Annotated in this window: 20 protein-coding genes; 13 read left to right on the forward strand and 7 right to left on the reverse strand. The window is 60.2% G+C overall.

Features of this window, described 5'->3' with window-relative positions; all coding sequences use genetic code 11:
- Nucleotides 1-5 precede the first annotated feature (5 nt).
- Entirely contained in the window at nt 6-785 is a 780-nt protein-coding gene (locus IEW18_RS08615) for a head GIN domain-containing protein (RefSeq protein ID WP_188557436.1), read from the reverse strand.
- A 12-nt stretch (nt 786-797) separates the two neighbouring features.
- Here IEW18_RS08615 and IEW18_RS08620 point away from each other — a divergent pair, with 12 nt between their 5' ends.
- The 8 genes from IEW18_RS08620 to IEW18_RS21675 all read left to right on the forward strand — a co-directional run bounded on the left by IEW18_RS08620 (nt 798) and on the right by IEW18_RS21675 (nt 9,665).
- Nucleotides 798-1,490: an SDR family oxidoreductase gene (locus IEW18_RS08620; RefSeq protein WP_188557437.1), complete on the forward strand. Its 693-nt coding sequence runs from the start codon at nt 798-800 to the stop codon at nt 1,488-1,490.
- Nucleotides 1,491-1,692: 202 nt separating this feature from the next.
- Nucleotides 1,693-2,601 carry a gliding motility-associated ABC transporter ATP-binding subunit GldA gene (gene gldA / locus IEW18_RS08625; protein ID WP_188557438.1) on the forward strand — a complete coding sequence of 303 codons (909 nt, stop codon included), beginning with the start codon at nt 1,693-1,695 and terminating at the stop codon, nt 2,599-2,601.
- A gap of 143 nt (nt 2,602-2,744) precedes the next feature.
- On the forward strand, nt 2,745-3,470 hold the full coding sequence (gene gldF / locus IEW18_RS08630; RefSeq protein WP_188557439.1) for a gliding motility-associated ABC transporter permease subunit GldF: 726 nt from the start codon (nt 2,745-2,747) through the stop codon (nt 3,468-3,470).
- 18 nt (nt 3,471-3,488) lie between these two features.
- Nucleotides 3,489-5,261 (forward strand): gliding motility-associated ABC transporter substrate-binding protein GldG, encoded by a 1,773-nt coding sequence (gldG, locus tag IEW18_RS08635; protein WP_229728659.1) that lies wholly within the window; start codon nt 3,489-3,491, stop codon nt 5,259-5,261.
- Nucleotides 5,262-5,573: 312 nt separating this feature from the next.
- Nucleotides 5,574-7,271 (forward strand): circadian clock protein KaiC, encoded by a 1,698-nt coding sequence (gene kaiC, locus IEW18_RS08640; protein ID WP_188557440.1) that lies wholly within the window; start codon nt 5,574-5,576, stop codon nt 7,269-7,271.
- A gap of 36 nt (nt 7,272-7,307) precedes the next feature.
- Entirely contained in the window at nt 7,308-7,622 is a 315-nt protein-coding gene (locus IEW18_RS08645) for a circadian clock KaiB family protein (RefSeq protein WP_188557441.1), read from the forward strand.
- A gap of 5 nt (nt 7,623-7,627) precedes the next feature.
- Complete coding sequence (locus IEW18_RS08650) at nt 7,628-7,957, forward strand: circadian clock KaiB family protein (protein WP_188557442.1); 330 nt, start codon at nt 7,628-7,630, stop codon at nt 7,955-7,957.
- The gene (locus IEW18_RS21675) at nt 7,950-9,665 is read left to right on the forward strand and encodes a sensor histidine kinase (RefSeq protein WP_229728661.1); all 1,716 of its coding nucleotides are present in this window, start codon (nt 7,950-7,952) and stop codon (nt 9,663-9,665) included. The genes IEW18_RS08650 and IEW18_RS21675 overlap by 8 nt, the downstream gene beginning before the upstream one ends.
- Before the next feature lie 54 nt (nt 9,666-9,719).
- On the opposite strand, the gene IEW18_RS08660 is transcribed toward IEW18_RS21675, so the two are convergent.
- Nucleotides 9,720-10,163 carry a BLUF domain-containing protein gene (locus IEW18_RS08660; RefSeq protein WP_188557443.1) on the reverse strand — a complete coding sequence of 148 codons (444 nt, stop codon included), beginning with the start codon at nt 10,161-10,163 and terminating at the stop codon, nt 9,720-9,722.
- Nucleotides 10,164-10,442: 279 nt separating this feature from the next.
- Between IEW18_RS08660 and dnaN the strand changes: the two genes are divergently transcribed.
- The gene (gene dnaN, locus IEW18_RS08665; protein ID WP_188557444.1) at nt 10,443-11,567 is read left to right on the forward strand and encodes a DNA polymerase III subunit beta; all 1,125 of its coding nucleotides are present in this window, start codon (nt 10,443-10,445) and stop codon (nt 11,565-11,567) included.
- Between the two features lie 229 nt (nt 11,568-11,796).
- The gene (gene gldC, locus IEW18_RS08670) at nt 11,797-12,135 is read left to right on the forward strand and encodes a gliding motility protein GldC (RefSeq protein ID WP_188557445.1); all 339 of its coding nucleotides are present in this window, start codon (nt 11,797-11,799) and stop codon (nt 12,133-12,135) included.
- Nucleotides 12,136-12,217: 82 nt separating this feature from the next.
- Here gldC and IEW18_RS08675 read toward each other — a convergent pair whose 3' ends face one another.
- The 5 genes from IEW18_RS08675 to IEW18_RS08695 form a co-directional block, all read right to left on the reverse strand.
- On the reverse strand, nt 12,218-12,739 hold the full coding sequence (locus IEW18_RS08675) for a DUF4890 domain-containing protein (protein WP_188557446.1): 522 nt from the start codon (nt 12,737-12,739) through the stop codon (nt 12,218-12,220).
- 192 nt (nt 12,740-12,931) lie between these two features.
- Nucleotides 12,932-13,468, reverse strand: a complete 537-nt coding sequence (dcd, locus tag IEW18_RS08680) for a dCTP deaminase (protein ID WP_188557447.1) — start codon at nt 13,466-13,468, stop codon at nt 12,932-12,934.
- A gap of 101 nt (nt 13,469-13,569) precedes the next feature.
- Nucleotides 13,570-14,442 carry a hypothetical protein gene (locus tag IEW18_RS08685; RefSeq protein ID WP_188557448.1) on the reverse strand — a complete coding sequence of 291 codons (873 nt, stop codon included), beginning with the start codon at nt 14,440-14,442 and terminating at the stop codon, nt 13,570-13,572.
- Nucleotides 14,443-14,733: 291 nt separating this feature from the next.
- Entirely contained in the window at nt 14,734-16,062 is a 1,329-nt protein-coding gene (gene hemL, locus IEW18_RS08690; protein WP_188557449.1) for a glutamate-1-semialdehyde 2,1-aminomutase, read from the reverse strand.
- A gap of 106 nt (nt 16,063-16,168) precedes the next feature.
- Nucleotides 16,169-18,163: an ABC transporter substrate-binding protein gene (locus tag IEW18_RS08695; protein ID WP_188557450.1), complete on the reverse strand. Its 1,995-nt coding sequence runs from the start codon at nt 18,161-18,163 to the stop codon at nt 16,169-16,171.
- Nucleotides 18,164-18,490: 327 nt separating this feature from the next.
- Here IEW18_RS08695 and IEW18_RS08700 point away from each other — a divergent pair, with 327 nt between their 5' ends.
- The 3 genes from IEW18_RS08700 to IEW18_RS08710 all read left to right on the forward strand — a co-directional run bounded on the left by IEW18_RS08700 (nt 18,491) and on the right by IEW18_RS08710 (nt 22,510).
- A complete protein-coding gene (locus IEW18_RS08700) occupies nt 18,491-19,159 on the forward strand; it encodes a TetR/AcrR family transcriptional regulator (protein ID WP_188557451.1) in 669 nt (222 codons plus the stop codon).
- Between the two features lie 65 nt (nt 19,160-19,224).
- Nucleotides 19,225-20,952: a peptidase domain-containing ABC transporter gene (locus IEW18_RS08705; RefSeq protein WP_188557452.1), complete on the forward strand. Its 1,728-nt coding sequence runs from the start codon at nt 19,225-19,227 to the stop codon at nt 20,950-20,952.
- Nucleotides 20,953-21,109: 157 nt separating this feature from the next.
- On the forward strand, nt 21,110-22,510 hold the full coding sequence (locus tag IEW18_RS08710; protein WP_188557453.1) for an HlyD family secretion protein: 1,401 nt from the start codon (nt 21,110-21,112) through the stop codon (nt 22,508-22,510).
- The last annotated feature ends 6 nt before the right edge of the window (nt 22,511-22,516 follow it).

Consider the following 22,516-nt stretch of genomic DNA (forward strand, 5'->3'; position numbering starts at 1 on the left):
GGGAGCTACTCGCGCACCAGCTTGCCCTTGCCACTGACGCGAAAATCAGTGACCGAAGGCGTACCGCGGTAAAAAACGGTGCCGTTGCCTGCGTGGGTGCCGGCCAGCAGCTGGCGCGCAGTAAAGTAACCGTTGCCGTTGCTGCTGAAATTGGTTTGCAGGTACACATCTCGGGTAGTCAGCTCTGCTGCGTACATGCTGCCGTTGCCGCCAATGGTGTGGTGTAGCTCCTCCGTAGTGCCACTCAGGTAGATGTCGCCCAGTTCGTACTGGTCCAGGCCGAGGTAGCGGCTGGTCAGGTTCAAGTGATAGTCGCCGGAGCCGATGAGGTGGGCGTAGAGCGTGTCGGCCCGGAAGGTGCCGGTGGTGCGAATATCAGCCTGCCCGCGTAGAAACAAGTCGGTGAGGCGCGGGGTGTGCAGGGTTACTTCGCGGGGCGTGTTGTAGCGGCGCACCCAGTTGCAGCGGCTGGTATTGCGGATGGTCAGGATGTTGTCCTTGACTTCCAGGCGGATATCTTCCTGCAGGTTTTTGCCGGCCCGCACCTCGGCATAGGTTGCGGTGTCCTGTACCAGCGTTACTCGCACGTTGTCGTAGGTAGTCAGCACCCGGAAAGCAGGGAGGCTACGGCGCTCCGTGGTAATGCTGCCCGTGCTGGTAAAACAGCTGGCCTCGTTTTCTTGCTGGCAGGCCGTCAGCAGCAGCAGGCCCCCACCCAGGGCGCAGCTCCCGCGTAAAAGCCGGTGCAGGACGCTAACTTGCGGCCGTATCTTTAACCCGAACATCAAACTACTGCTATGGACCTACGCGGCAAGGTAGCCATTATCACAGGCGTCAGCAAAGGAATTGGGCTGGCTACGGCCGAGGCGCTGCTGGCCCGCGGGGCCGTGGTAGCGGGCTGGGGCCGCAGCGCGCCCGAAGGTCTGAGCCACGAGCGGTTTCAGTTTTTCGAGTGCGACATCCGCAATGAGCTAGCCGTGCAGGAGGCCTTTATCAACACCCAGCGCGAGCTAGGCCAGGAAATACACGTGCTGGTCAACAATGCCGGCATCGGCCATTTCGGGCCCGTCGACGGGTTTTCGTCGGAAGACTGGCACGCTATGTTCGATACCAACGTGCACGGCTTGTTTTACTGCACCAAGGCGGCCTTACCCCAGATGAAAAAGCAGCGCGAGGGCCATATTATCAACGTGGCTTCCCTGGCTGGCACGGCGGGCACGGCCAACCTGGCGGGCTACTGCGCCACCAAATACGCCGTGCGTGGCTTCTCCGATGCCCTGTTCAAGGAAGTGCGGCCCGATGGTGTGCGGGTAACCTGCCTGATGCCCGGCTCGGTGGAAACCAACTTCAACGGCGCTACCCCCGGCCAGCAGCCCGACCCGCATAAGATGCAGCCCGAGGACATTGCCGCCGCCATCGTGCACGCCCTGGAAGCCCCACAAACCGTACTGCTGTCGGAAATTCAGATGCGGCCCACGCAACCTAAGTAGTCCATGACGTTACTGCTAGTGCTGGCGCTGCTTGTCTACTGCATAAAACAGCACCGGCAAGCGTACCTCACCGGCGCAAAACAGCGGGCGTATTTGTTGCGCTGGCTGCTCTCTGGCTGGCTACGCAGGTAGCCCAAGCGCTGCTGCCCCTGTTAGCAAGATACTGGGGATAAACAAGTTTGCACGGTTTCGATAAAACCATATGGTAGAAGTTCAACAGCTCACGAAAACCTTCGGCACGCAGGCTGCGGTGAACAACATCAGCTTCACGGTAGGCAAAGGCGAAATCCTGGGTTTTCTTGGGCCGAATGGAGCGGGCAAATCCACGACTATGAAAATTGCCACCGGCTACCTGCCGCCCTCCCTGGGCACGGTCACCGTGGATGGCTTTGACGTGCAGACTAGCCCCCTGGAAGTGCGCCGACGCGTGGGCTACCTGCCCGAGCACAACCCCCTTTACCTGGACATGTATGTGCACGAATACCTGGAATTTATTGGCTCCGTGCACGGGCTGAAGGGCACTCACCGCCGCCAGCGCGTACAGCGGATGGTAGAACGGGTAGGGCTGGGCCGCGAGCAGAACAAGCAGATCGGGGCCCTTTCCAAAGGCTACCGCCAGCGCGTGGGGCTGGCCCAGGCCCTGATTCACGACCCGGGCGTGCTCATCCTCGACGAGCCCACCACCGGCCTCGACCCCAACCAGATTGGTGAAATCCGCAGCCTGATTCGGGAGCTGGGCCAGGACAAGACGGTTATCTTCTCTACCCACATTTTGCCCGAGGTAGCCGCCCTGTGCAGCCGCGCCGTCATCATCAACCGCGGCCAGCTGGTAGCAGATTCGCCGGTTTCGGAACTGGGCGGGAAGGTAGCCGGCGAAACCATCATCCGGGCCGAATTTGAGCAACCCATTGACGTCGCCCCGCTCCGGGCCCTGCCGGGCATCAACCACGTGGAAGCCGCCGCGGGCAACACTTACCACATTCGCGCCGCGGCCGGCTCCGACCAGCGCGGGGCCATTTCCCGCCTCGCCGCCCAGCAGGGCTGGGTTCTGCTCGGCCTGCGGCAGGAAGAACAGAGCCTCGAGCAGGTTTTCCAGTCCCTGACGAAGTGAGCAACCGGAGCTTATCTATTACCTGTCCGTCTTCCTGAGCCCAGCGAAGGACCTTTTACCACTAGAACAACTTGTTCGGGCGTGAAAAGGTCCTTCGCTGGGCTCAGGATGAGGGGAGGAGCCCGAAACCTATTTCACCCCCGATGTACTCTATTCTTCGTAAAGAATTTAACTCCTTCCTCAACTCGCCGGTGGCCTACGTGGTCATTGGGGTATTTTTGGTGGCAACTGGCCTGTTTGTGTGGGTGTTCCCGGACAGCTCGGTGCTGGACTACGGGTTTGCCGACCTGCAAACCCTGTTCAATATGGCTCCTTGGATTTTCCTGTTCCTGATTCCGGCCATTACCATGCGCACCTTCGCCGAGGAGAAAAAGGCCGGCACCATGGAGCTGCTACTTACACGCCCGCTCACCGATGGGCAGATTATTGGGGGCAAGTACCTGGCCTGCTTGCTACTGGCGTTGCTGGCGTTGCTGCCCACGCTGCTCTACTACTACTCCGTCTACCAGCTCGGGAGCCCCCAGGGCAACATCGACTCGGCCGCGACGGTGGGGTCTTACCTGGGCCTGGGGCTGCTGGCTGCCGTATTTGCGGCCATCGGTGTTTTCGCCAGCGCCATCACCCGCGACCAGATCATTGCGTTTCTGGTGGCCGTGGTGGGGTGCTTTCTGGTGTATTCGGGGTTCGATTCGCTGGCTTCCGTGTTTGATGGGGCGCCGGCCTACTACATCGGGCAGCTGGGTATTGCCGCCCACTACCGCGACATCAGCAAGGGCCTCATCGACTCCCGCGACCTGCTTTATTTCCTGACCCTGATTGCTGGCCTGCTGCTGGGTACCCGCCTGGTGCTCCAGAGCCGCAACTGGTAGCCTTTTACCCTCTGGAGGGTGTCTTTATACCTTGAAGATGCCCTGACCTCTGATTTGCAACTTCGCCGCTTTATGGCTTCACCTGCTCCCGCATCTGCTACCCCTACCACCTCCCGCAAACGCCGTGACCTCACGCGTTTTGGGCTGGCGCTGCTGGGTTTGCTGCTGCTGAATTTCCTTGCCGGTCTGTACTTCTTTCGCCTCGACTTAACGGAGGAAAAGCGCTACACCATGTCGGGCGCTACCCGGCAGCTGCTCTCGGGCCTCAAGCAGCCCGTCACCGTCACGGTTTACCTCGACGGCGACTTCCCGCCCGCTTTCCGGCGTCTGCAGCAGTCGGTGCGCGAAACCCTGAACGAAATGCAGGTCTATGGCGGGGCCAATCTGCACTACGTCTTCGTCGACCCCTCCGCGGCCGGCACCGAAAAGGCTCGCAACGAGTACTACCAGGCCCTGTTCAAGAAAGGCTTACGCCCCACCAACCTGGGGGCTACGGAGAATGGCAAGCGCACCGAGAAAATCATTTTTCCCTGGGCCACGGTAGCGGCCGGCGGCAAAGAGCAGCAGGTGCTGCTCTTGCGCGGCAACCAGGCTGCTCCCTCCGATGTACGCCTAAACCAAAGCATCGAGGGCCTGGAATACGAGCTGGCCAGTGCCATCCGCAAGCTTAATCCTGGTCAGCGCAAGCGCATTGGGGTGGTAGAGGGCCACGGCGAGCTGTCGAACCAGGAAGCCGGGGACCTGATTGGCTCCCTAAGTCAGTTCTACGACGTGTTCCGGGTAAACCTGGCCCAGTCGCGGCCCCAGGATTTGCGCACCCTCAGCGCCCTGATTGTAGCCAAGCCCGCCGGGGCTTACGCGGAACCCGAGAAGTTCAAGCTCGACCAGTTCGTGACCCAGGGCGGTAGTGCCTTGTTTTTCGTGGATGCCATGCGCGTGAACCTGGATAGTGCCAACCGCGGCGGCATGTTGTCCTTTCCGCAGCCCCTGGGCCTGGAAGATCTGCTGTTTAAGTATGGCGTGCGCGTAAATCCCGATCTGCTGCTCGACCTCAACTCCGGCGTAATCCCCATGGTCACCGGCACCCTCGGCGACAAGCCCAAGGTAGAGCCCATGCCGTGGCAGTTCTACCCCCTGATCAACAACTTCAGCCAGCACCCCATTACCCGCAACCTCGACGCGGTGTACACCAAATTTGTTAGCAGCATCGATACGGTGAAGGCCGCCGGGATTCGCAAAACGCCGCTGCTCTTCACCTCTCGCTACACCCGCGTACTACCCTCGCCGGTGCCCGTGAACCTCAACGACGCCCGCCTGGAGCCTGACCCCAAGCTCTACAGAGCCCAGTTCAAGCCCGTGGGCTACCTGCTCGAAGGGCAGTTCCGCTCCCTCTATGCCAACCGCGCTGAGCCCGGCACCACCCGCTTTCAGCCTGCTGCCTCGCCGCTGGCCAAACCAGCCAAGGTGCTCGTCATCTCCGACGGCGACTTTGTCCGCAACGAAGTGGACCCCAAAACCGGCCGCCCTTTCCGCCTGGGCTTCGACCGTCTCGCCAATACTGAGTTTGCCAACCGGGAACTGATCCTCAACGCCGTAGACTACATGCTGGATGAAAGCGGCCTGATTGCCGTGCGCGGCAAGCAGATTACCCTGCGCCCCCTGGATAAGCTGCGAGTAGTGGCGGAGCGCCGCCGCTGGCAGCTGCTGAACCTGGTGGCGCCCCTAGCACTGCTGGGCTTGTTCGGGGCCGTGCGTGCTTGGCGCCGCAAGCGCCGGTACGCTTCGTTCTAGCGTTACCGCCTCCCGGTCCACCGGGAAATAGTTATTGCCGCAACTTATAAACAGGGCGTCTAATTCCTGATTTCAAGCCTGGTTCGGGTACTGCCAAGGGCCAGGGGTACAGGCTGGAAGTGGCCGGTAGGGTTCCTACGCAGCTGTTTAGCTTGCGTATGCCCGCAAGCCCGAGCCTGGGCTGGGCGCCTTAGGCGCCGATGGACAAGCCAAGCGAACAAGCCGGGCTGGCTGGTTTGCCCACGGCCGCGGGGGAAGTGTCTGCTATTCGGGTATCTTTGCTGAATACGCTGGTAGAATATGCAAGACCTGATGACTTCTTCTGCTTCTCTGGGGCCACAGCTGCCCAAAACGCCCACGGGTATCGATGGCCTGGATGAGATAACAGAGGGAGGCTTGCCCAAGGGACGCCCCACGCTGGTGTGCGGCAGCGCCGGCTGCGGCAAAACCCTGATGGGCGTGGAGTTTTTGGTGCGCGGCATTCAGCAGTACAACGAGCCGGGCGTGCTCATGGCCTTCGAGGAAACCGCCGACGAGCTGGCCGCCAACGTTACCTCCCTGGGCTTTGACCTGCAAACCCTCCAGGGCCAGGGCCAACTGCGCATCGACCATGTGCACGTCGACCGCTCGGAAATCGAGGAAACCGGCGAGTACGATCTGGAAGGCCTGTTCATTCGCCTGGGCTACGCCATTGACTCCATTGGGGCCAAGCGCGTGGTGCTCGATACCATTGAGGCGCTATTTTCCGGCTTTCCCAACCAGGCCGTTTTGCGTTCCGAAATCCGGCGGCTGTTTCGCTGGCTGAAGGACAAGGGCGTAACCACCATCATTACCGCCGAACGGGGCGAAGGCTCCCTGACCCGGCAGGGCCTGGAGGAGTACGTATCAGACTGCGTGATTCTGCTGGATAACCGCGTAATTGAGCAGATTACTACCCGCCGCCTGCGCATTGTAAAATACCGCGGCAGCACCCACGGCACCAACGAGTATCCCTACCTGATTACCGAGGACGGTATTTCCGTGTTGCCGGTGACCAGCCTGAAGCTCGCCCACGAGGTATCCGACGAAATTGTCTCCTCCGGCGTGCCCGCCCTGGACGCCATGTTCGGCCGGCACGGGTTTTACAAGGGCAGCAGCGTGCTGATTACCGGCACGGCGGGCACGGCCAAAACCACTCTGGCCGCGTCCTTTGCCCATGCGGTGTGCAGCACGGGCAAGCGCTGCGCCTTCTTTGCCTTTGAGGAGTCGCCGCAGCAGTTGGTGCGCAACATGCGCTCCGTCGGCCTCGACCTGGCCCCCTTCATTGAGCAGGGCCTGCTGCACGTGGAGGCCTCGCGCCCTACCTTGAACGGGCTGGAAAAGCACTTGGTAACCCTGCACCGCTTGGTTAAAGAGTTCAAGCCCGACGCGGTAGTCATTGACCCCATCAGCAACCTGATTACGGTGGGCAACATTTCGGAAGTGCGCAGCATGCTCACCCGTCTGATTGACTTCCTGAAAATCAGCAACATCACGGCCCTGTTTACCTCCCTAATCAGCGGGCGTAACATCCAGCAGGAAATGACGGAGGAAGGCGTTTCGTCCCTGGTTGATACCTGGATAAGTGTGCGGGACCTGGAAGGGGTAGGGGAGCGGAACCGGGGCGTCAGCATTCTGAAGGCCCGGGGTATGGCTCATTCCAACCAGGTTCGGGAGTTCGTTGTGACAAATCAGGGCGTTCAACTGCTGGACGTGGTCATTGGGCCTACCGGCATCGTGACGGGCGCCAGCCGCCTGACCCAGCAAATGCAGGAGCAGGCTCAGGCCCTGGCCAGCCAGCAGGAGCTTGAGCGCAAAGACCGGGAGATTGAGCGCAAGCGCCGGGTGCTGGAAGCTACCATTGCCAATTTGCGCACGGAATTTGAGTCAGTGGAAGAGGAGCTGCGGCAAATCAACCACGAGGAGCTGGTTCGCCAGCAGAAGCTAGCCGACACCCGCCGGCAAATTGCGGGAACGGCATCCGCCGAGTAACCCTCCACTACGCCCTCTACCTATTTGCATCCCCGTATGGAGACCCCTCCCACAATTACCCCCGAAGAAGAAACCTGGGAGCTCCGTTTGTACGTGGCCGGTCAGACCGTCAAGTCGGTTACGGCCCTGGCTAATTTGAAATCCTACTGTGAGCAGCACCTGAAGGGGCGCTATAAGCTGGAAGTAATTGACTTGCTGCAACATCCGCAGCTAGCCGCCGGCGACCAGATTCTGGCTATTCCCACGCTGGTGCGCAAAGTGCCGGCCCCCATTCGCAAAATCATCGGCGACCTTTCCAACCAGGAGCGTGTGCTGGTGGGCTTAGACATTCGGGTGGTTGAGAGCAAGTAAGCCGGATGGATTTAGAGGAACACGAAGAGGATGGTGCAGCCGAATACGTACTTCATCTGTATATTACCGGGGCTACCCCCAACTCCACACGGGCTGTTCAAAACATCAAGGGCATCTGCGAGCAGTACCTGAAGGGCCGCTACGAGCTGCTCATCATTGACATTTACCAACAGCCAGCGCTAGCCAAGCAAGATCAGATTGTGGCGGCTCCGACGCTGGTCAAAAAAATGCCCCTGCCTACGCGGCGGCTCATTGGAGATCTTTCGGAAAAAGACAAGGTGCTGCTAGCCCTGGGGCTGTCGGCACCATTCGGTACGACTAGCCCCCATGACTGACGACCTGCAGCGCCGCGCCACGGCCCTAGCCCGCGAAAACGAGGAATTGCGGCTGCAACTGCTCGAGGCAGAAGAGCTGATTACGGCCATCCGTACGGGTGCCGTTGACGCGCTGGCCGTGCAGAGCGCCGACGGGCCGCGCATCTTCACGCTGCAAAACGCCGATCAGGGCTACCGGACTCTGATTGAGCAAATGAACGAAGGTGCCCTGCTGCTGAGTCAGAACGCTACCATCCTCTACGGCAACGCCTGTTTGGCCGCACTGCTGGGGCTGGGGCTCGAAGAGGTAATTGGCAGTTCTTTCGAAAGCTTTGTTCCGCTGCAGTTTGAGCTATATTGGGCCGAGCTGCTTCGGAAAGGATGGGCGGGCAAAAGCAAGGGCGAGATGCCGCTGCAAACCAAATCGGGCCTGCTCCAGCCCTTTTCCCTCTCGATGAACGTGCTGGAGTTCAACGACCTACCCGTGCTGGCCGTCATCATCACCGACTTATCGGCTCAGCGGGAAATCACCGACATCCGGGCCCAGGTAGTGGAACAGAACGCCCTGCTGGCCCGCAAAAATGAAGAGCTGCGGCAGCAGCAAGCCGCCCAGGACGCCATATCCCGGGCCGCCGCCGAAGCCAACCGGATGCTGGAAGGCATTCCGCAAATTGCCTGGACCGCCAACTCCCACGGCGAGAATACTTACCTGAACCGCCAGTGGTATTACTACACGGGCCACGACACTGGGCCGGAAACGGGTAGCTCCATTCAGTCCCGCATTCACCCCGCCGATCTGCCAATGGCCCAGGCCAGATGGCTTAACAGCCTGCATACTGGCCACGCCTTGGAAGTAGAGTGCCGGATCAAGGCCCAGGACGGGGCCTACCGCTGGATGTTGGGCCGGGCCTTGCCCTCGCGCAATGAGCAGGGCGAAATTATCCAGTGGATTGGTACGTACACGGACATTCACGAACACAAGCTGGCTCAGGAGCGAATTGATCAGGCTCAGCGGGAGCTGCAGGAAAATAACGAGCGGCTCACCCGCGTCAACATAGACCTGGACAACTTTATCTACACCGCCTCCCACGACCTAAAGGACCCCATCAACAACATTGAAGGGCTGCTGCACGCCCTGTTGCCGGAACTGAGCACTACCCCTCCCAACGAGGCGCAAGTACAGCAGCTGCTGCAAATGATGCAGGGCTCGGTGGACCGGTTCAAGCGCACCATTGAGCACCTGACTGAAGTCACCAAGCTGCAGAAGGAAAACGACCAGCCCGTTGCCATCATCGAGCTGGCTACCCTAATTCAGGACGTGAGCCTGGACCTGGCGCCCCTGCTGCACGCCGCCGGCGGTCAGCTGGAAGTGGCCGTGAGCAGCTGCCCGCGCATCTCGTTTGCGGAGAAAAACCTGCGCAGCATCGTGTACAACCTGCTCAGCAACGCCTTCAAGTACCGCTCCCCCGACCGGCTAGCACAGGTAAGCATCCGCAGCTGGGCCGAGGCTGGCTACCGGGTGCTGGAAGTGCGCGACAACGGTTTGGGCCTGAAAGAATCAAACAACCAGAAGCTGTTTTCCATGTTTCAGCGCTTTCACGACCACGTGGAAGGCAGCGGCATTGGCCTGTACATGGTCAAGAAAATGGTGGAAAATGCGGGCGGCCGCATTGAAGTCCGGAGTGAGGTAGACGTGGGCTCTACATTCTCGGTGTACTTCCGCCAGTAAAGGCCAAGCCTCAGAAGTACCTCAGAAGTGCGCCGGCAGCGGCTGCCCTACGGGTTACCGATACACTTCGTCCTGGGTGACAAAGGATGAGAGCAAGTCGTGCAAGGACAGGTTGCTGTTCTCGGAGTAAGTGGCCAGATGACTGCCGTTTTCTAGGTTCTGGTAGCCGGCCAGCCGCTGAAACGCCGCCGGGTTAACTGCCCGGAAGCCCATGGACCATTGCGAAAAGTTGCGTCCCTGAATTGGGCCGTCGGAAAGCTTGGTTACCCCGAAGTGCCGCTGATCAACCTCAATGCGGCGAAAAATGTAGCGTACTTCTTCTTCGGTGCCTTCCAGTACCTGCATAATGTTTCCGTCGCAGTACAGCAGCAGGCCTGTTAGGTCGTGCGATTGGTTCCAGGCGCGTGATTGGGTCAGCAAGGCAGTCAGCTCGTCCTCGCGCAAGGGGGTAGTGGCAGAGCTTTGATAGACTAAATGATAAAGAACAGGAGTGAGCATGTGAAAGCTGACCGCAAAGGGAAAAAGGACATATTAGGGACTAATTAGCTGGTTTGCTCTAAATAGGCAATAGTCGAGCTTGGATATTGCCAATAACATGGTTCTTAAAAACAGGTGGGAACAAGTTGTTGCTTCCACGAAACCAGCTAGAATACGGGCCGCAACTCCCCGAAATGCCCAATTTATTCCGGTAGTCCGGAATGCAGGAAGCGGTTTCCAAACCCGCTGCCGTTCCCTATCTTTGTCCTCTTCCTAAAAAACGACCGAACCCGCCCCTATATGAAGTTTATCGTCTCGTCTTCCGCCTTGCTCAAGCAGCTGCAGAGCATCAACGGTGTAGTCACGAACAACCCCGTGGTGCCGATTCTGGAGAACTTTCTCTTTGAAATCGAGGACGGCAAGCTGACGATTACGGCCTCTGATCTGGAGACCAGCATGATGACGGAGCTGCCCGTGGAAGCCCGGGAAAGTGGCCGCATTGCCGCCCCTGCCCGCATTCTGCTCGACACGCTCAAGAACCTGCCCGACCAGCCCGTAACCTTCACCCTAGACGAGGAGACGTACACCATCGAAATTGCCAGCTCCAACGGCCGCTATAAGCTGGCCGGCGAAAACGCTACTGACTTCCCCCGGGTGCCGGTTGTGAAGGGCTCGGCGCCGGTTGAGATGCCGTCCACTTCGTTGTCGCGGGCCATCAACAAAACCATCTTCGCAGTAAGCACCGACGAGTTGCGCCCGGCCATGACCGGTATTCTGGTGCAGCTGGCCGACAATCAGGTAACGTTTGTGGCCACTGACGGCCACCGCCTCTTGCGCTACCGCCGCTCCGATGTGGGTGCGGGCCAGACCGCTAACATCATTATCCCGCGCAAGGCCTTTAATCTGCTGAAAGGTGCCCTGCCTTCCGAAGCCACTACCGTGCGCGTGGAGTTCAACAACTCGAACGCCTTCTTCAGCTTCAACCAGATGCGCCTAGTGTGCCGCCTGATTGATGAGCGCTACCCCGATTACGAAAACGTAATTCCGGTGAGCAACCCGAACAAGCTCATCATCAGCCGTCAGGAAATCCTGAACTCGGTAAAGCGCATCAGCATCTATTCCAACAAGACTACCCACCAGGTACGCCTGCGCCTGGCTGGTTCAGAGCTGACAGTGTCGGCCGAAGACCTAGACTTCTCGAACGAGGCCAACGAAAAGCTGGCCTGCCAGTACGACGGTGAGGACATGGAAATCGGCTTCAACGCCAAGTTCCTGACGGAAATGCTCAGCAACATTGACTCCGAGGAAATTACCCTGGAGCTGAGCACCCCCAACCGCGCCGGCCTGCTCATGCCTACTACCCCCGACGACAACGAAAGCATCCTGATGCTGGTAATGCCAGTGATGCTGAACAACTACGTTTAACCACGGATTCAGACGGATTTCTCGGATTGCACGGATTCGTTCGGGTGGTTTGGGAAATCCTTCTTTTTGACTGTTTCAGCCAGAAAGTACTGTTTCCGTTCACCATTGACATTGGTCTTGCATACTGCGGCCGAATAACTCCGGCACCCGGAGTACTTGTGCGGCGTGCGGCCCGAAACGGGGACCACACGAATCCGTGAAATCCGAATAATCCGTTTAAATCCGTGATATGAAGAAATCTGAAATCCGCTTCAGCATCGCCCTCGACGATCAGAAGGTACCCGAGGCTATCAGCTGGTCGGCTACCGATGCGGGCCCCGATATTCACTTTGCCAAGGCCATCAACATTGCCCTCTGGGACCGGGACGAGCGCGGCACCATGAAGATTGACCTCTGGACCAAGGAAATGCCGGTGGATGAGATGAAGCGCTTCTACGTGGATACCATGGGTGCCATGGCCGAGAGCATCATCACGGCCACCAACGACTCCGTAATGGCCACCAAGATGCGCGACCTGTGCCGCCAACTGATGGACCATATTGAGGAAGAAGAGCGCAAGCAGCGCTAGGGTTTAAACGACGTAAAAAAAGCCCCGCCAGATAATTCTGGCGGGGCTTTTTTGTGCGCTACGTGCGCTGTACTTGAGAAGCTTACTGGCGGCTGCGCGTAGCCGGGGCTGCTGATTTGGCCGGACCAATGGTGGCGCCGTTACTGCTGGCCGGCAACGGGTTCTGGACCGAGTTGACAAAGATGGCGTTGGCCGCTTTGCCGTAATTCATGCTGAACTGGTTGTACGCCGGCCGCGAATCGTAGTAGCTGCTGTACTGGTCCGTGCTGAGCACAGCCTGCAACTCTTTGTCACGCTCCTTGCACACAGCGTCGCACTGCTGCTTGATGAGCTGGTCGTTGCCGGCGTTCTTTTGATTAATGGCGGCGATTTTCGCCTGCTTATCCTCGTTAATAGCCTGCAGACGGGTTTTCTGGTAGCCATTCAGACGCAACTCACGCGCCATTTGATCCGAGAGCTGACGGGCGTGGGCCTGTACGGGGTTTAGACGGGCGGAAGCTTGGCTTGGTTTATCCTGCGAGGCCGGAGTAGCAGGCTTCTGTTGGGCATGGGCCCCCAGCGAAGCAAGCACCAGGGCAGTCGCGGCAGCAAGTTTCTTTTTCATCGGGAAAAGATATCGTGAACAGGTCAGATGCAAACAAAACAGCACGTTTCAGTAGCTTCGAAACCTGCCGTTGTATCCTTTCTTAACGAAAAACTGTGCCAGTGAGTTTATATAAGACGGAAAAATGCGCGGCTTAGCTACTCAGTGTCACCCGGAGCGAGGCCGGGGCTTAGGCTAGCCAGCAATGCGCGATTAAAACTTGTTTTTCCACATCATCGACTCCACAGGCTTTACCGTGCGCTCGTTGTACTTGGCGTTAGCCTTGCGGTTATAGAAGGTCTCGACGTTGCCTTGCACGGCAAAGTAAATGAGCTGCCCTACCGGCATCAGGTGGTACACGCGCACCGGCATGGATACGCTGATTTCCAGGGTCCAGGTATTGCAGAAGCCAATGTCGCCTTTACCCGCCGTGGCGTGAATATCAATGCCCAGGCGACCCACGCTGCTCTTGCCTTCTAGGAAAGGGACATGCGCGTGGCTTTCGGTGTACTCCTCGGTTACGCCCAGGTAAAGCGTGCCGGGCTGCAGCACGAAGCCTTCCTCCGGGATTTCAAAAACGTTGATTTCGTTGTGTTTGCGGGCATCCAGCACGGCGTCGCGGTAGGTAGCCAGGTAGCGGCCCAGGTGCACATCGTAGGAGTTAGTGCCCAAGCAGCTGCGGTCGTAGGGCTCAATAACGATGTTGCCCCGCTCAATTTCGGCGAGAATCTGCTGGTCGGTGAGAATCATGAAGTCAGTTAGAAATGAAGAATTAAAAACGAAGAATTAGGCGGCTATTCGTTGCGCTTACCTGGAAAGTGCCGCAACGAGCCGCTGCCAACTCCGCATTTTTAATTGTCGTCCTCGTCCTCGTACCGGTCTTCGGGCAAGGGCGCGGAGCGGCGGGTGCGAGCAGGAGGGGTAGGACGTTCCTGGTCCTCGGCCAGGGCATCGAGGCGGTTGCGTAGGTCGGGTAATACGCTGGTAACCACGTAGAGCAGCACCAGCAAGGAGCTGCCGGCAAGCAGCAGGGTAAGGTAGTCCATCCAATCGTGGCGCGGCGCTGAGTCGAGGGAACGGGGAGCGGGGTAGCCGGCAGCCGGCGTGGCCAGCGCTACCTCAGGTTCGGGCTGCGGGTCCTCGGCCGTTACGTCGGGGGAGGCGGCGGAAGCGGGGGCCGAGGCGGGGTCGATGTCGGCCGGGGGCACGGCGGCGCCGTCGGCGGCTAGCTCCTCGGGGGCGGCATCCTGGGAGGCGTTAAACTGCGCGGCCCCCTGCTTGATAACCCGCTGCAGGCTGCGGATCAGGGCCACCCGCTCGTCGCGGGGCAGCACCCGAATAAAGAACTCGAAGTTGCGGTCAACCAGAATGCTATTCAGCTGCTTCTCAAACTCTACCAGGTCGGTGCGGCCCTTGCCAAAGCGGGACTTGAAACGGTCCGAAACGCCGTTGTAGTTTAGGAAAAGCTTTTTCAGGTCATCCCGGCCGGGGAAGTTGTCAAATGCCTTGCGGGCTTTGGCCGTACGTAGCGACACGGGAAACTTGCCCCGGGCAAACGATTTGTCGTACACGGTTTCCATGGTGCGGAAGTTCAGCTCGTCCACGGTGCGGTCGAAAAGGCGCTTGTTGGCCGCGGCAGGGGTTTCGGTTTGTGCCAGCAACACGGCCGGCCCAGCGAGCCACAGCAGCAAAAACAGCGGTAGCAACTGACAAAGTCGGGGCATAGGGCAAGGATGGTTTCCGGCAAAGGTCGGGAATTTGCAGTTGCACTAGGCGGGCAGGCGAGCAGAAAGGCCAAAAATGTGCTTGGCGTGGCCAGGAACTAGCATAAGGCCTAGCGTCTGAGGTGGGTCAGTCGAGCTTTCCTAAAGGAAAAGCCCCTACCTCCGCACTGGAGGTAAGGGCTTGTCACTTAACAAGAGGCTAGCAAATGAGCGGCAGGAGGGCGGCGTCTCCTGGCTTGATGCGCCCGATGTCCGCGCCACATCAGCTCACTCACCGAATCACCACCTCGCTTACAGCCCGTGGGCTTCCTGCATGGATTCGCGGCAGGCCGTGAGGTAGTGGTCCACGAGGTCATCGGTAATGGCGGTGCTCACGAACAGGGCTTCGTACTGGGCCGGAGCCAGGTAGATGCCGCGGTGCAGCATGGCCCGGAAGTAGCGCCCGAAGGCTTCCGTGTCGGAGGTTTTGGCCGAGTCCAGATCCGTAACGGGCTGGCTGGTGAAGAACACACTGAACATGGAGCCGACCTGGTTAACGGTGTAATTCAGGCCCAGCTCGGCGCAAATCTGGCGGGTGCCGTCGGCAATGCGGGTGGTAATGCGGTTGAGCTCGTCGTACAGCTCGGGGTGCTCGTTGAGGTAGGTGAGCTGGGCAATGCCGGCCGCCGTGGCAATGGGGTTGCCCGAGAGCGTGCCCGCCTGGTACACCTTGCCGGCCGGAGCCACGTTGTCCATAATGTCCTGGCGGCCGCCGTACGCGCCTACGGGCATACCGCCCCCAATGATTTTGCCGAGGGTAGTCAGGTCGGGCGTAATACCGTATAGCTCCTGGGCGCCGCCCCGGGCCAGCCGGAAGCCGGTCATCACCTCATCAAAAATCAGCACGATGCCGTGGCGGGTGCACAGCTCGCGCAAACCTTGCAGGTAGCCTTCCTGCGGAGCCACCAAGCCCATATTGCCCACCACCGGCTCCAGAATCAGGGCGGCTACCTGCCCCTCGTTGGCGGCTATGATCTGCTCCACGGCGGCCAAATCGTTGTAAGGTACCGTGAGCGTGTCCTGGGCCACGCCCTGGGTGACGCCCGGCGAATCAGGGGCGCCCAGGGTGAGGGCACCCGAGCCGGCGGCAATCAGGAAGGAGTCGCCGTGGCCGTGGTAGCAGCCCTCAAACTTGATGATTTTGTCGCGGCCCGTAAAGCCGCGGGCTACCCGGATGGCCGACATGGTGGCTTCGGTGCCGGAGTTTACCAGGCGCACTTTCTCGATGCTAGGCACCATCTGCTTGATGAGCTCGGCCATTTCTACCTCCCGGCGCGTGGGCGCCCCAAACGACAGGGAGCCCTGCACGGCCTCTTTCACGGCGTCTAACACCAGCTCCGGGGCGTGGCCCAGAATCATCGGGCCCCAGGAATTGATGAAATCCAGGTACCGGTTGCCGTCCACATCGGTGAGCCAGGCCCCTTTGGCCGATTGCATAAACACCGGATGGCCGCCTACGGCCCGGAAAGCCCGCACCGGCGAGTTTACGCCGCCCGGAATATGGTTTTTGGCCCGCGTAAACAGGGCGTCACTGGTGGTGAGGGGTAGAGTGGGAGCTGAGGAGGTGGTTGCTTGCGACATGAAAGCGGAATGTAGCGGAAGCCAGAGGCCTCCCGCGGCGTGATAAAAGAAGCCAGAGCTGGTCCGGCGCGGCGGCACTGAATGCGTGCGGCAGCAGGTAAATAACCTACCGAATGCCCACTGGGTTCAGAACTTCTATTTCCAGCCGCTCCAGCTTGGTCAGGGGCACGTACTGGTTATCGTGGCTGCCGTCGGGGTAGCCGATACCCTGAAATACCGCCCCGGAAACCGGCCCGCCATTGGCCAGTTGCTGCTGAAACGCGGGGCCGTGCTGGTGAAGCTGGTTGGCAAAGTAATACAGCAGCTCGAAGCCCGATAAAGCAAATACCGAAGGCGGCAGATTCTGGCGCTGGGTGTAGAGCTGGCGTACCCGCCGCACCCCGTAGCCGGTACGGTCCACGAACTTGGGGTGCACAAAGTACACGTCGCGCGCGTCGAGCTGGCCCAGGCCAATGCGGTTGTTATCGAGCCAGGAAGCGTAGGTGATAAGCGGGGTGCGGGCATCCTGGGCCTTCAGGGCCCCGAGGGTGTAGGTGCCGGCCTTCTTGCCATCGGAAGCCACTACCAAGTGGCCGATGGTTTTTAAATCGAGGCCAGCAAAGCCCGCGCTTAAGGACTCCTCCACGTCGGAGTTAATGCGGCGCAGCTGAAGCACGCGCCCGCCCAGAGCCTCGTAGGCCTGCTTGTAGGCCTGCCCGAAGGCGGTTTCGTCCTTGGTGTCCTCGTAGAGCACCACGGCTGTGCGCGGGCCACCCAGACGGGTAAAGGCAAACTGCGCGGCCTGCCGGGCCTGGGTAGCCGTGCTGGGCTCGAAGAGGTAGTGCCAGGGGTTGTCCAGCACTAAATCACCGTCCTGGGAAAGGGGGTTGACGACCACAATTTGCTTCTGCTGGGCGTAGCGGGCCAGAATCTTGCTGCCCGATTTGTAGACCGGCCCAATAAGCATGTCCATGCCCGCCAGCTCCGGCAGGGCCAACAGTTGCTTGAGCTGCAGGGTGTCGGCGCCGGTGTCATAGGCAAACAGCTGCACGGGGTGTCCCTCCCGCTGCAGCGAATCCTGGGCCAGGCGCATGCCCGCGTACAGGTCCGTCACGAACTGGTTTTTGCGGCGGGTTTCCCAGCTAGGGTCAGCAAACTCGAAGGGCAGCAGTACCCCAATGTTGTAGGTGCTTTTCTTCTGGGCCCGGGGGCGGGGCGTGTAGCGGGCACGGTCGAGGGCAAACTGGGTGATGAGCTGGTCGAGCTGGGGCTTGTCGGCTTCGGTGTACCAGCCGCCGTTGGCCAGTTTGTCGGCGTAGGCCCGGGCCAGGGTAGCGTCCTGGGGGTAAGCCCGGAGCAGGTTCTGGAAGGTGGTTTTATCCTTGACGCGGGGCAGGTAGGCGGCCTTCATGTTTTCCCGTTCCGTAACGAGGCGGTCGGGGGGCAGCTGACTCAGCACGCGCAGGCCATTCTCAAAGTCGCCCTGCTCAAACGACACCTGGCCCTGCAGAAAGAAGGCTTCGGGCAGGTTGGGCCACTGCGAGTATTCGGTGCGCAACAAGTTCAGCATCTGCTCGGCCTCGGCCCACTTCTTGGCCCGGCTAGCGGCTACGGCGTAGAGGTAGGCTGCTTCCGGGGCCCGCTGAAACTTGCTGCCGGGCGCCGTGATGGGCAGCAGCTCCTGCATGGCCAGCTCGTAGCGAGTTTGGTCAAGCAGGGTTTTGCCGTTTTTGTAGCGGGTGGCCGGGTCGCTGGAGTTTAGGTTGGCCGGCAGGGGTGGGCCCGTGGGCTTGGAAGCTGCCGGCACGGCCGGCTTGACCGTGGCCGCGGGGGTAGCTGGCTTGGTGGTAGTAGTGGCCTTGGTGGCGGCAGAAGTAGCTGGCTTGCCTGCGGCAGGGGCCGGCGTTGTCGGGGTAGCCTTGGGGGCCGGACGGGTGCCGGGCGTAGTTGCGCCAGAGGTGGCCGGGCGGGTGGTGGGGCGAGGGGCAGCCGGCGTGGTAGACTTCCCGGTGGGGGTAAGGGTAGTCGGTTTTTTGGCCGGAGCCTGCTGGGCCCACGTGGGCGCCGACAACGTAAGGCCGCCGCAGAGCACAGCAGCAAACAGGAGAGAGTAAGACCTCATAAACCGAGGAGCCAGATCAGATAGGCAACAGAAAGCACGGCGCCGCAACCCTGCGGCTCGCCGGGCAAAGGTACGCAGATACGCCCGGGAAGATATGCCGGGCCACGCAGCCGGGGTAGAACGACGCGGCCGCTCCTTTTTAATGAAAACTTAAGTTCCATTTAATCCGGTCTTAAGCTGCGCCATACGTCTGCGCCCTACCTTTGCAGGGCCGATGGAAAGTACTGCCAGCTCCCGGCTTTGGCATCTAACTTGTTGTCGGGCCTGAAAGTAAACCTATCATCGGTAATAGGTAGTGCTACCCTGGCTTAGTCCTTTACTTCACTGATGAATCCGCAGTTACGCATCACCCTCAACGACAAGCTCTACCTGCGCGACCCGCAGGAAACGGAGCTGGGTCGCCGGCTGCTGGCTGAAAGCATCCGGCTGATTGATGAGCTGGGGCTGGAGCAGTTTACCTTCCGCAAGCTGGCCCAGCGCATGGAATCCACGGAGGCTTCCTTGTACCGCTACTTCGAAAACAAGCACCGCCTGCTCGGCTACCTGGTATCGTGGTACTGGGCCTGGGTGCGCTACCAGATTCGCTACCACACCCACAACGTGCCCGACGCGGCCCAGCGGCTGCGGCTTATGCTGGGCATTGTGACCCGGGCCCACCACGACGACCCCGCCACCACTGACCTGGACGAAGCCGCCCTCTACCGCATTGTGGTGCACGAAGCCTCTAAAGCCTACCTCACCCGCGACGTCGACCAGGACAACCAGGCCGGGCTGTTTCGGGAGTATAAGCGCTTGGCGGCTGATATGGCCGCCGTGGTGCAGGAGCTGAAGCCCTGCTACCCCTTCCCACACGCCCTGGTGAGCACCCTGCTGGAAGCCAACCGTAAGCAGCTCTTTTTTGCCCAGCACCTGCCTTCCCTCACTGATTCTGCCGCCGACGCCGACCGTTACGCCTTCCTCGAAGGCCTGGCGTTTGGGGCCCTTCACGCCTACTAAGCCCCCGCGAATTGCTGCCAGCCTCAGGGCTGGCAACCCGTAGCTATTTCTCTTTTTTCCTGTTCATGGCCGATCTTCCCTCATCTTCTCTTACACCTGGCCAGCGGCTATTTCGCCTGCTGGTTGCCGAGCGGCGCGATATTACCTACTTATACGTGTACGCCGCCCTGGCCGGCCTCATTAGCCTGACGCTACCCCTGGGCGTACAGTCCGTAATTGGGTTTGTGAGCAGCGGCGACGTGAGTACGTCGTTGGTGGTGCTCATCGGGTTTATTGTGGTGGGCACATTTCTGGTGGGTGCCCTGCAGGTAATGCAGCTGTATCTGGTGGAGTTTATTCAGCAGCGGTTGTTTGCCCGCGTCAGCTTTGACTTTGCCGTGCGCCTGCCCCGGGTCCGCACCGAGGCCCTGGACGGGCAGTACCTGCCGGAGTTGATGAACCGCCTGCTCGATACGCCCACCCTGCAAAAGGGTCTTTCCACGCTGCTGGTGGAGTTTTCGGCGGCGGCCCTGCAAATTCTGTTCGGCCTGATTCTGCTTTCTTTCTACCATCCCATCTTTATTGCCTTCGGGTTGCTGCTGGTGCTGCTGCTGGCCCTCATGATTCGGTTTACCGGGCCTAAAGGATTGAAAACCAGCCTGGTGGAATCGAAGTTTAAGTACCGGGTAGTAGCCTGGCTCGAGGACGTAGCCCGCACGGTGCACACCTTCCGCCACTCGCCCCGCCAGGAAATGGCCATTACCCGCACCGACGATCTGGTGGGCGGCTACCTCACGGCCCGGCAAAGCCACTTCCGGGTGCTTCTGACTCAGTTCTGGGGCTTTGTGGCCTTTAAAACCCTGATTACCGCCGCCCTGCTGATTCTGGGCTGCTGGCTGCTGATCAGCAAGCAAATCAACATCGGCCAATTTGTGGCCGCCGAAATTGTAATCATCCTCACCATCTCGGCCGTAGAAAAAGTGCTGCTTAAGCTGGATGTGGTGTACGACGCCCTGACTTCCCTCGACAAGATTGGGCACGTGCTGGATTTGCCGGTGCTGCCCGAACGTACCGGCGTGGAGCTGCCCTTGCCAGCCGTGCACGCGGGGCTGCGCGTGGAAGTGCGCCACCTGGGCTACCACTACCCCGGCAGCGACAAGCAACCCGTGCAGGATGTGTCGCTGACCCTGGCAGCCGGTGAGCACATGGGGCTGGCGGGCTTCGATGGCTCGGGCAAAACTACGCTGCTGCGCATTCTGGCCGGCTTGCTAAATGACTACACCGGGGTAGTGGCCTACGACGGCCTGGCCTTGCAAGACATTTCCAGCGAGGCCCTGGGCCGCCACGTTGGCGACAACATTGCCCATCAAAATCTGTTTGAGGGTACCCTGCTCCAGAACCTGACCCTCGACCAGCCTCACATCAGCTCCGATGATGTGGCCTGGGTCCTAGAGCTGGTGGGCCTGCGCGACAACATTTACTCCCGTCCGCTGGGCCTGAACACGCCCCTGGGCATCGGTACGCCGCTCTCGGATAGTGTACGCCAGAAACTGCTGCTGGCCCGGGCCTTAGTGCGCCGGCCCCGCCTGCTGCTGCTGGATAATTTCCTGCCTGGGGTGGAGCCCGTGGAGCGCCTGCGCATTCTGCGTCAGCTCTTGGACCCCATGCATGCCTGGACGGTACTGATTGCCAGCAACGACCGGCGGGTGCTGGAGTTGTGCCCGCGCCTGGCGCTGCTGCGCGAAGGGCGTCTGCTAGCCGATGGCCCCTTTGCTACCGTTTCCGCCGAGCCCGAACTGCGGGAACTGCTGTAGCCTTGTTGTGGTCAATGAGCAATCAGCCAGGAGACTGGAGCAGGTAACCTCAGGGCGCGGCCGTTGAACCGCACCTTCCCCCGGTTGGTTTTGCGTTCAGTTTCCTGCTAACCGCTCATGCTTCCTTCTTTATTTCAAATTATTAATTTCCTGACCTGTGCCTTTTGCTGAACATCCGTTGGAAGAAACCAACCCGCTTACGGCGCGTTTCCACTCGTTTGGGCGGGTCCAGACGCCCAATACCGGCCGTACGGTGGCCCGTTGGCTGGGCGGCTTGGGTTTGATTGTGCTGCTGGCGGGCTTTCTGCCCTGGACCCAAAACATCCGCTCCTACGGCCAACTGACCACCCTGCGCCCCCAGGACCGCCCCCAAACCGTGCCTAGCACCATTGCCGGCCGCATTGAGCGGTGGCGGGTGCGCGAAGGGCAGCGCGTGAAAAAGGGCGACACGCTGGTAGACATTGCCGAAATCAAGGATAAGTACTTCGACCCCGAGCTGTTACAGCGCACCCGCGAGCAGCTAGAAGCCAAAATTGCGGCCCTGGAAGAAAACCGCGGCAAAACGGCTGCCCTCAGCTCCCAGCAGGTAGCCCTGCGCAGCGGTCTGAGCGTGAGCCTCGACAAAGCCCGCAACAAGGTGACCCAGACGCGCCTGAAGGTAAACTCCGACGAGGCAGAGCTGCGCGCCGCCAACAACGACTTTGATATTGCTCGCCAGCAGCTGCAGCGCCAGGAAGAACTGTATAAGCAAGGCCTGAAGTCATTGACGGAGCTGGAGCAGCGCCGCCTTAAGTTCCAGGAAAGCACCGCCAAGCGCCAGGCCGTGGAAAACAAGCTGGGCGCCTCCCGCCAGGAGCTGATCAACGCCCAACTGGAGCTGTCGTCGTTGCAGGCGGAGTACCAGGACAAGCTGGCTAAGTCGGAGTCCGACCGGCGCTCGGCCGTGGCCTACCAGTTCGACTCGGAAGGCCAGATTGCCAAGATGCGCAACGAGCTGGCCAACCTGAGCATCCGCTCGGGCTTCTACCGCATTACGGCGCCCCAGGATGGCTATGTGGTGCGCGCGCTCAAAACCGGCCTCGGCGACATCGTAAAGGAAGGGGAGCCCATTGTGAGCGTGATGCCCGATGCCCCGGCTCTGGCCGCCGAACTGTACGTAAAACCCATGGATATTCCGCTGCTGCGGGTTGGGCGCAAGGTGCGCCTGCAGTTCGATGGCTGGCCGGCCCTCGTGTTTAGCGGCTGGCCGGGCACCAGCTTCGGTACCTTCGGGGGCCGAGTAGCTGTCATCGATAACATTGATTCTCAGGGCCAGTACCGCATCATTGTTACCCCGGACCCCGAGCTGGAACCTTGGCCCAAACCCTTGCGGGTAGGCTCCGGGGTGTACGGCTGGGCCCTGCTCGATGATGTGCCGATTTGGTATGAGCTCTGGCGCCAGCTCAACGGCTTCCCCCCCAACTTCGTGGGCTCGCCTGCCGATGCGGGCAAGGGCGGCAAAGACGCCAAGAAAGCCGATAAAGCCGCAAGCAGCGGGGGAGAGGAGGAAGCCACATGAGCCAAA

This window comes from Hymenobacter glacieicola, from assembly GCF_014640315.1.
Classification (GTDB): Bacteria; Bacteroidota; Bacteroidia; order Cytophagales; family Hymenobacteraceae; genus Hymenobacter; species Hymenobacter glacieicola.